Annotated in this window: 8 protein-coding genes and 1 tRNA gene; 3 read left to right on the top strand and 6 right to left on the bottom strand. The window is 71.8% G+C overall.

The window, feature by feature from the left end:
- The first annotated feature begins 242 nt into the window (after window positions 1–242).
- Both I5E_RS12825 and I5E_RS12820 read left to right on the top strand, forming a co-directional pair.
- Window positions 243–458, top strand: a complete 216-nt coding sequence (locus I5E_RS12825; protein WP_022907338.1) for a hypothetical protein — start codon at window positions 243–245, stop codon at window positions 456–458.
- A gap of 7 nt (window positions 459–465) precedes the next feature.
- The gene (locus tag I5E_RS12820; RefSeq protein WP_022907337.1) at window positions 466–2,310 is read left to right on the top strand and encodes an ABC transporter ATP-binding protein; all 1,845 of its coding nucleotides are present in this window, start codon (window positions 466–468) and stop codon (window positions 2,308–2,310) included.
- Between the two features lie 95 nt (window positions 2,311–2,405).
- Here I5E_RS12820 and I5E_RS12815 read toward each other — a convergent pair whose 3' ends face one another.
- From I5E_RS12815 to I5E_RS12805, 3 genes are all read right to left on the bottom strand, one after another.
- Complete coding sequence (locus tag I5E_RS12815; RefSeq protein ID WP_022907336.1) at window positions 2,406–3,026, bottom strand: isochorismatase family protein; 621 nt, start codon at window positions 3,024–3,026, stop codon at window positions 2,406–2,408.
- Between the two features lie 23 nt (window positions 3,027–3,049).
- The gene (gene dacB / locus I5E_RS12810) at window positions 3,050–4,543 is read right to left on the bottom strand and encodes a D-alanyl-D-alanine carboxypeptidase/D-alanyl-D-alanine endopeptidase (protein WP_022907335.1); all 1,494 of its coding nucleotides are present in this window, start codon (window positions 4,541–4,543) and stop codon (window positions 3,050–3,052) included.
- Window positions 4,544–4,604: 61 nt separating this feature from the next.
- Window positions 4,605–5,603 carry a Gfo/Idh/MocA family protein gene (locus I5E_RS12805; RefSeq protein WP_022907334.1) on the bottom strand — a complete coding sequence of 333 codons (999 nt, stop codon included), beginning with the start codon at window positions 5,601–5,603 and terminating at the stop codon, window positions 4,605–4,607.
- Window positions 5,604–5,772: 169 nt separating this feature from the next.
- Here I5E_RS12805 and I5E_RS12800 point away from each other — a divergent pair, with 169 nt between their 5' ends.
- The gene (locus I5E_RS12800) at window positions 5,773–7,452 is read left to right on the top strand and encodes an HAD family acid phosphatase (protein ID WP_022907333.1); all 1,680 of its coding nucleotides are present in this window, start codon (window positions 5,773–5,775) and stop codon (window positions 7,450–7,452) included.
- Between the two features lie 58 nt (window positions 7,453–7,510).
- Here I5E_RS12800 and I5E_RS12795 read toward each other — a convergent pair.
- The 3 genes from I5E_RS12795 to I5E_RS12785 form a co-directional block, all read right to left on the bottom strand.
- Window positions 7,511–7,583 (bottom strand) — tRNA-Thr (locus tag I5E_RS12795).
- A 44-nt stretch (window positions 7,584–7,627) separates the two neighbouring features.
- Entirely contained in the window at window positions 7,628–8,284 is a 657-nt protein-coding gene (locus I5E_RS12790) for a TetR/AcrR family transcriptional regulator (RefSeq protein WP_031262621.1), read from the bottom strand.
- Between the two features lie 243 nt (window positions 8,285–8,527).
- Window positions 8,528–9,514 (bottom strand): DNA polymerase III subunit delta' (locus I5E_RS12785; RefSeq protein ID WP_022907331.1); only part of this gene is annotated, 987 nt, incomplete at its 5' end.

Genomic DNA, 9,514 nt, shown 5'->3' with positions numbered 1-9,514 from the left:
CTCCCGTCCGTCTGTGCTCCGGCCCGGCGGGCGCGGACTCGGAGCGACGATGTCGCTGTCGTACGACGTCGACGGTGTCGCACGTTGCGGACGCGCACGCTCGTGCGCGCTGTGGAACGACATCACCGACGTCGCACGACGTCGGTGATGTCGTTCCGGGTCGGCCCGCCATCGACCCGCGCCACCGACCGGCGCGTCAACCCAGATTGACACTGTCGGTGCGTCAATGTAGGTTGACGTCCGTGGACCGACCGACCATCACGAGCCTCGCCGCCGGCGCCGCCGGGGACGACCCGTTCTCGGCCCTGGCCAGTGTGCGCGAGCTCCGCCGTGAGCTCGACCGGACCGAGGAACTCGCTGCCCGACGAGCCCGGAACGCCGGCGCCTCGTGGCAGGAGATCGCGACGCTGCTCGGCGTCAGCCGACAGGCAGTGCACAAGAAGTACGGCAGAAACTAGGAACACGATGAGCCTCCCCTTCGCGCGACCCAAGCAGTCCGACGGTCCCCGCGCCACCTTCGGCCGCCTGCTGAGCTACCTGTTCGAGAACAAGCCCGCGATGGTCGTGATCATCGTGCTGAGCGTGCTCGGTGCCGGTGCCTCGCTCGCGCAGCCGCTCCTGGTCAACCAGGTCGTCACCGCCGTGCAGCGCGGCAACACGCTCAGCACCCTCGTGTGGCTCCTGGTCGTGCTCGTGGTCGTGTCCGGGCTCCTCAACGGCGTGCAGCACTTCCTGCTCCAGCGCGCGGGCGAGGGCGTCGTGCTCTCCACCCGCCGCAAGCTCATCGCGCGCATCCTCAACCTGCCCATCTCGGAGTTCGACACCCGGCGGACCGGCGACCTCGTCTCGCGGGTCGGCAGCGACACGACCCTGCTGCGCGCCGTGCTCACGCAGGGGCTCATCGAGTCGATCGGCGGGGCGCTGACGTTCCTCGGCGCGATCATCGCGATGGCGATCATCGACCCCCTGCTCCTCGGCATCACGGTGGTCATCGTGCTCGTCGCGATCGTCGTCGTCGGAGGCCTGAGCCGTCGCATCCGGATCGCGTCGAAGCGTGCGCAGGAGAAGGTCGGCGACCTCACTGCGGCGGTCGAGCGCGGCATCGGCGCCGTCCGGACCATCCGTGCCGCCGGCGCCACCGAGCGCGAGGTCGACGAGGTCGACGGCCACGCGACCGAGGCCTACCGTCGCGGCCTCGACATCGCGAAGATGTCCGCGTTCGTCGTCCCGGTCGCGAGCATCGTCATGCAGGTGGCGTTCATCGCCGTCCTCGGCGTCGGCGGCGCACAGGTCGCCGCGGGCACGATCACGATCGCGACCCTGATCACCTTCATCCTGCTGCTGTTCATGATGATCATGCCGCTCGGGCAGGCCATGGGCGCGGCCGTCGCCGTCGCGCAGGCGCTCGGCGCCCTCGGTCGCATCGAGGAGATCCTGCACCTGCCGACCGAGGCGCAGGACGACCAGGCGGTGCGCGTCGCCGCCGCCGTCGAGAGCGACGACGCGATCGCCTTCGAACACGTGTCGTTCCGGTACGCGCGCGCCGCTCAGGCGTCGGGCGCCGACGGCGCCGCACCCGCCGCCGGTCCCGGAGGCGCGGATCGCCCCGCCGACGACAGCCCCGTCGACGACGTGGTGCTCCACGACGTGTCCTTCCGGGTGCCGCGCGGGTCGCGCGTCGCGCTCGTCGGGCCGTCCGGCGCCGGCAAGTCGACCACGCTCGCCCTCATCGAGCGGTTCTACGACCCGACCGACGGCGTGATCCGACTCGGCGGCGTCGACGTGCGCGGGCTCGCCCGCGCCGAGCTCCGTGCCCAGATCGGCTACGTCGAGCAGGACGCGCCCGTGCTCGCCGGCACGATCCGCGCGAACCTGCTGCTCGGCTCACCGGACGCCACCGAGGACGACTGCGTCCGGGTGCTCGAGGCGGTCAACCTCGGCGAGGTGCTGCACCGCGACCCCCGCGGCCTCGACGCCCAGGTCGGCGAGGACGGCGTGATGCTCTCCGGCGGCGAGCGGCAGCGACTCGCGATCGCCCGGGCGCTCCTCGCCGCTCCCCCGATCCTGCTGCTCGACGAGTCGACCTCGTCGCTCGACGGCGTCAACGAGCAGAAGATGCGCCTCGCGATCGACGCCGTCGCCGAGGACCGCACGCTGCTCGTCATCGCGCACCGGCTGTCGACGGTCGTCGACTCCGACGTGATCGTCGTGCTCGAGCACGGCCGGGTCGTCGGGGTCGGCACCCACTCCGAGCTCGTCGAGTCCACGCCGCTCTACCGCGACCTCGCCAAGCACCAGCTGCTCGTCTGAGTCGGTCCGCGGCGGCCTGGGTCGCGGCCGCGACCGAGGCCGGGGTCGGGGTCGGGGTCGTGCGGCTCAGGCGGCGTGCGGGTCGGTCCCGGTGGTCAGAGGACCGCTCCCCCGGGGTTCGCGAGCCCCTCGTCCATGTCGCTGTGGTCGACGTGCCCGCCGGCCGCCCGGACCTCGTCGAGCGCCCGGGCGCTCCGGTCGTCGTCCACACCGACGACCAGGTCGTCGTACACCGCGACGTCGAACCCGGCAGCACGGGCGTCGAGTGCCGTCGCCCGGACGCAGTGGTCGGTGGCGATGCCGACGACGTCGACGGTGACGACCCGGTGCTCGGCGAGGACCTCGGGCAACCCGACGCCGTCCTCGGTGCGCGCCTGGAACGCCGAGTAGTCCGGCGTCCCCTGCCCCTTGAGGACGTGGACGTCGATCACCGTGGTGTCGAGCCGTGGGTGGTACTCGGCCCCCGGCGTCCCGGCGACGCAGTGCACCGGCCAGGTCGTCTCGTAGTCCGGGCCCTCGGGACCGGCGAAGTGCCCGCCGTTGTCGTCGTCGCCGTGGTGCCAGTCACGGGACCCCACGATGAGGTCGTACTCGTCGGCGTGCCGGCCGAGGAAGGCGGTGATGCGCCGCGCGAGGTCGTCCCCGCCGGTCACCCCGAGCGCACCGCCCTCGGTGAAGTCGTTCTGGACGTCGACGACGAGGAGTGCCCTGGACATGTGACCATCCAACACCCGCGGGCTCAGGACCCGGTGAGCCGGCTCCCGCACGAGTACGTCGCCGCGGTCACCGCGTCGAGCGCCGGCAGCGCCGCCGCCCGTGACGACCCGATGGCGTAGAACGCGAAGGTCAGACGGGTGCCGTCGGCGGCGTCGATGTAGCCGCCGAGCGTGTTCGCGCTGTCGATCCAGCCGGTCTTCGCGTGCACCTTGCCGCGGGCGACGGCGTTCGCGCCGGTGAAGCGGCTCGCCAGCGTGCCCGACTGCCCCGACACGGGCAGGGCGTTGGCCAGCGTCCCCAGTCCCTTCGCGCCGGCCGCCACCTGCACCATGAGGTGGGCGACGAAGTTCGGCGACACGGCGTTCGCGGCGCTCTCCCCCGAGCCGTCCTTGATGACGATGCCGGACGGGTCGACGCCGTACGTCCCCAGCGCCGCCTGGTACACGGACGTCAGCGACGCGGCGGACCCGTTCGCGCCGGACTCCTTCGAGGAGATCCGCGCGAGCATCTCGGCCAGCGTGTTGTCCGAGTTCGGGATCATCTGACCGATGAGCGTCGACACCGGCTGCGACGAGACCGTGGCGATCGTGTCCGAGCTGGTCGTCGCGCGCTGCACGACCTGCGCGTTCGCGGCACCGGCGACCCCGGCGTTCGCGAGGGCCGTCTTGAACAGCGCCCCGGCACGGCCGATGGGGTCCGTGGAGCGCGGCGAGGTCTGGGCCCCGGGGTTCGCCCGGTCCCCGTCGACCATGAGCGCGGTGACCTCGGGCTGGTACCCGATCGTCCGTTCGCTGACGGGCCACGTCGGGTCCCAGGCGTCGGCGGCGCTCCAGTAGGTGCCGTCCGCGACGATCGTCGTGACCGGGGTGCTGCCGAGCTTCGCCTTGACCTGCTGGGCGAGCTGCGCGAGCGTCGGCGCCCCCGGGTAGACCGTGGCACCGCCGGCGGACAGGGTCGCGTCGCCGTGGCCGACGAGGGCGATCGCGCCGCCGGACTCCCTCGTCACGGTGGTCGGGATGCGGTGGTCGCCCCCGAGGACGGCCAGGGCGGTCGCCGTGGTCAGGGTCTTCATGACGCTGCCCGTCTGCGCGGCCTTGTCACCGTTCCGGGAGAACAGCACCTCGCCCGTCTTCGCGTTCATCACGTACCCCTCGAACGCGCCGAGGCCGCTCGCCGAGGCGGCGGACGTGATGGTGCAGGTCCGGAGTGCGGACGGACCGGCGGCATCGTCCGGCACCGTCCGGCCGCTCGGCGTCGGTGTCGGGGTGGGTGCGGTCGTCGTCGGCGTGGCGCTGCTCGACGTCGACGGTGTCGCCGTCGCGGCCGTCGTGGTCTCGGGCGTCGGCATGGTCGCCGCCGCCACGGCCACGGCGCCGCCGGAACCGAGCACGAGCACGGTCGCGAGGCCGCCCGCGATCCACGGGACCGGGCGTCGTGCGAACGAGGCGCGGACGGCGGTGCGCGCGGCGCGGAGGCGATCCGCGACGCCGCGCGGTGAGGGCTGCTGCTCGGACATCGCGAACGATCCTACGGAACTGCGGCAGGAGCCTCCAGGCCCTCTTCTCGGACCGCGGCGATCAGCGGGCCCTCGCGCGGGCGCCGTCGGCCCGGTACCGGACGCCGACCTGGCGGCGCGCCTCGTCCATGAGGGCCATGATCGCGATGGTCTCCTCGGGGTCCATCGGGCCGCCTTCGTGGGTGCCGGACTCGACCATGGACTCGAACGCGCGCGCCTCGTGCGCGTAGCCGGCGAGCTCCTCGCGGCCGTCGAACTCCTCGACCACACGGCCGTCGCGGTCGCGGAGCCGCCACGTCGTCGGGGTGAACCACGTCGAGTCGAGGTCGATGCGACCGTCCTCGCCGATGATCGAGGCCGTGTTCGGGCTCGCGAGGTCGAGACCGAAGTGGAGCATCGACTGCGTGCCGCCCTCGTGCGTCAGGACGAGGCCCATCTGGGTGTCGACGCCCTGGTCGCTGAGGGTGCCGGCAGCGACGACCGACGTCGGGACACCGAGGACGTCCACGGCGAACGACACCGGGTAGATGCCGAGGTCGAGCAGGGCCCCGCCGCCGAGCTCCGGGTCGTTCAGGCGGTGTGCCGGATCGGACGGCAGCGCCTGGTGGTGGGTGGCCTCGACGAGTCGGACCCGGCCGATCCGCCCCTCGGAGACCAGCTCGCGGATCATCGCCATCTGCGGGAGGAAGCGCGTCCACATCGCCTCCATCACGGCGACGTCGGCGCGCCGCGCGGCGTCGACGACGCGCCTCGCCTCGTCCGCCGTGATCGTGAAGGCCTTCTCGACGAGGACGTGCTTGCCGGCCTCGATGGCGAGCAGGGCGTCCGCCGCGTGCCGCGAGTGCGGGGTCGCGACGTAGACGGCGTTCACCTCGTCGTCCGCGACGAGGTCCTCGTAGGAACCGTGTGCCCGCGGGATCGCCAACTCGGCCGCGAATGCCTCGGCACCCGCGGCCGTCCGACTGCCGACCGCGACGAACTCGATCCCCGCCGCCGTGCAGTCGCCGACGAAGGACCGTGCGATGCCGCCCGTTCCGATGACTCCCCAGCGAACCGTCATGCCACCTGTCTACCAGGACGCCCGGACGGCACACCGCTGTCCACCCGCAGCACATTGGTATGGACCGCACGGCCGATTGCCAGCTAGCGTGCTGCTGCACCCCCGAACGGGGGTCCAGCGGTCGCGTCCGACGACCGCCCCACCAGCAGAAAGCGATCAGGTCTCCGCCATGCGCCGATCCATCCTGTCCGCCGTCGCCACGAGCGCGGCGATCGTCCTCACCTCGACCCTCGTCGGCGTCACGCCGGCAGCCGCACACGGCTGGGGGTCACCCGGACACGGGTGGACACCACCAGGGCACTCGGCCGACGCCGGACTGCAGCCGCGCACGCAGTTCACGATGGCGGCCGACGGGTCCTCCGGCGCGACCCAGGGCGGCGAGGGCATCCCGAACATCGACTCCGTCAAGAAGACCATCGCCACCTACTACGGCGACCCCGGCACCGGGATCGCGAACCGCACGGACTCGCCGTACATCCGCGAGATGCGCTCCATCGTGGACCGCCAGAGCGCCCAGCTGCGGCGCATCCACGACGCCGCGGTCCGACGCGGCGAGAAGCCCGCGATCGTCCTCGACGCCGACGACACGACGCTGTGGACCTACGACATGGAGGTGGCGGACATGCACTTCGTGTTCGACCCGGCCCGTCAGGACGAGTGGGTGCAGGACGAGCGCTTCCCCGCCACGCCGTCGATGGTCGGGTTCGTGAACCGGGCACAGGCGCTCGGCTTCACGATCTTCGGGCTGACCGGTCGGAACGACGACCAGAAGGCCGCCACCGTCCAGAACCTGTCGAAGGTCGGCTACACCGCCTTCACGAACGACCGCTTCTTCACGAAGTGGACCGGGGTCGGCGCGTCCCAGCAGCCGTCGTACATCACCTGCGCCACCGCCAAGTGCACCACCGTCGAGTACAAGGCACTGACCCGGAAGCACATCGAGCAGGACCTCGGCTACGACATCGCCCTGAACATCGGCGACCAGTGGAGCGACCTGCAGGGCGGGTACGCCGACCGCTCCATGAAGCTGCCGAACCCGACCTACTACCTGCCCTCGGCCGACCTGCCCGGCGTCTCCGAGCCGCGTCTGACGCCCCGCACGCACTTCACGATGGCCGCCGACGGCTCCTCGGGCGCCACCCAGAGCGGTGAGGGCATCCCGAACATCGACTCCGTCAAGAAGACCATCGCCACCTACTACGGCGACCCCGGCACCGGACTCGCGAACCGCACCGACTCCCCCTACATCCGCGAGATGCGCTCCATCGTGGCGAAGCAGGCCCCCGTCGTCGCCGCACAGTGCGCCGTCGGCCGGAAGCTCCACCGCAACCCGGCCATCGTCCTCGACGCCGACGACACGACGCTGTGGACCTACGACATGGAGGTCGCCGACATGCACTTCGTGTTCGACCCCGCACTGCAGGACGAGTGGGTGCAGGACGAGCGCTTCCCCGCGACCCCGTCGATGACCTCGCTCGTGTCCGTCGCCCAGCGCTCCGGCTGCACGATCATCGGGCTCACCGGCCGCAACGACGACCAGAAGACCGCCACGATCGAGAACCTGCAGCAGGTCGGCTACCCGCAGTTCCAGGCGACGCAGCGCGGCACGCAGACCTACTACACGAAGTGGACCGGCGTCGGCGCCTCGCAGCAGCCGTCCTACATCACCTGCGCCGCGGCCAAGTGCACCACCGTCGAGTACAAGTCGCAGACGCGTGCGCACATCGAGTCGCGGTCGGGCGGCCGGTACGACGTCGTGGCGAACTTCGGTGACCAGTACAGCGACCTGCTCGGCGGCTCGGCCGACCGGAGCGTGAAGCTGCCGAACCCGACGTACTACCTGCCGTGACACGCACCCAGTGATGCCGAAAGCCCCGGTCAGACAGTGTCTGACCGGGGCTTCTCGGAGCCGCCTGTCGGAATCGAACCGACGACCTATTCATTACGAGTGAATCGCTCTGCCGACTGAGCTAAGGCGGCGGACGCTCCGTTGCCGGAGCGGCACGGGACACGACTATACAGGTTCAGACGAGCGAACGCGAAACGAGCGCGTCGAGGTCGGCGAAGGACCGTTCGAGCTCGTCGACGAGGTGCGTCTCCGACCCAGCGTCCGACCACTCCCACCACGCGTGACGGAGCGTGGCCAACGCCACGAGGGATGCCAGGCGCGCCCGACGGCGGCGCTCCGGAGGCGTGCCGGCGGCGTCCACCGTGGCACCGGACGCTTCGCCTGCCGCCGCCGCGAGCCGCGCCACGATCGCGCCTTCGATCGCCCCCTGGAACTCCTTCATGGACTCCATCCGCCTGCTGAAGAGCTCGGGAGCGGCCCGCAGCACCTGCTGCCGCTCCTCGATCAGCCCGCGCTCCTCGATGAGTTCGCGGGTCGAGTGCACGAGCAGCGCGCCGAGGTCGGCCAGCAGGTCTCCCGTCGGCCCGCCGGCCACGAAGTCCGCCAGGGTCTCGTCGTCCGGCAGCGTCGGATCGTCGCCGAGGAGGGCGCCCTCCTTGTTCGGGAAGTAGTTGAAGAACGTCCGCGGCGAGACGTCGGCACGGCGCGAGATCTCGTCGACGGTCACCGCGGGGAGGCCGTCCTCGATCGCGATGCGGAGCGCGGCCTGCTGGATCGCGAGTCGGGTGGCGCGGCGCTTCCGCTCGCGCAGACCGGGTTCTGCGTCGGACATGCCGTGATTGTCCCATGCGGGGAGGTGCGGACGGATGGGGAACGTCACAGGGTGCGGTTCGAGACGGACTGGAGGCGCGGTGCGGCTGCACGCGTCGGCCTGCCCCTGGTGGGTGGCCGGGTCCCGCAGGTCGGCGGTTCCTGCGGCGGGCGCGGGGACGCGGGTGGCGCCGGTCAGCGGCGCGCGCGGCTCGCGCGGCTCGCGCGGCTCGCGCGGCTCGCGCGGGTCAGGTGCTGGCGTGGGTCAGCGGCTCGCGCGGGCGATCGTGACGAGCAGCGCCTCGAGCGCCAGCAACGCCGCCACGTTCGCGGCGATCCGCTGCCGGGCGAGGGCGATCGCGTCGAGCACCTCGAGCGCAGCGGCCGGCGTCACCGACTGCAGTGCGTGGTCGAGGTGTTCCCGCATCGCGAGGTTCACCGGTTCCGCGGGTGCCCCGAGCCCGAGCAGCAGCAGGTCGCGGTACAGCGACGAGACGTCGACGAGGATGCGGTCCAGGCCGTCCCGGAGGCTCCGTGTGGCACGACGCTTCTGGTCCTCTTCCAGCAGCCGCAGCTGCGAGCGGAGGGCCGGCGGGATCGTGCCGCCCGGCTCGATCCCGAGCGACCGGAGTGCGGCGTCGCGTTCCTCGGAGTCGCGCTGCTGCGTGATCGCCTTGGCGTCCTCGTCGGCGACGGCGAGCAGGTCGGCGGCAGCCATCACGGCGTCACCGACCGTCCGGACGCCGAGCACCGTCGTCAGGGTCCGACGCCGGCGGTCGCGGGCGTCCTCGCTCGTGGCGAGACGCTGCGCCATCCCGATGTGGCTCTGCGCCTGGCGCGCGGCGTCCATCGCGAGCGCACGGTCGACACCGGTGCGGGCGACGATGAGGTCGGCGACGGACTCGATGCCCGGCACGCGCAGGCGGACCGAGCGCACGCGTGACCGGATGGTGGGCAGGAGGTCGGCCTCGCTCGGGGCGCAGAGGATCCACACGGTGCGCTCCGGCGGTTCCTCGAGCGCCTTGAGCAGCAGGTTCGAGGTGCGTTCCGTCATGCGGTCGGCGTCCTCGATGATCACCACGCGGTACCGCCCGACCGAGGGCGAGTAGTGCGACGAGGTCACCAGCTGCCGGATCTCGTCGATGGTGATGATGACCCGCTGCGTGGTCAGGACCGAAACGTCGGGATGGGTCTTTCGCGTGATCTGCTGGAGGGTGTGGTCGTCGTCCGGCCCGTGCCGACGAGGGCGCGG

It is taken from the genome of Curtobacterium sp. B18, from assembly GCF_000333375.1.
Classification (GTDB): Bacteria; Actinomycetota; Actinomycetes; order Actinomycetales; family Microbacteriaceae; genus Curtobacterium.
The sequence above is the reverse complement of the archived record's forward strand: the minus strand, read 5'-3'. Positions and strand labels throughout refer to the sequence as shown.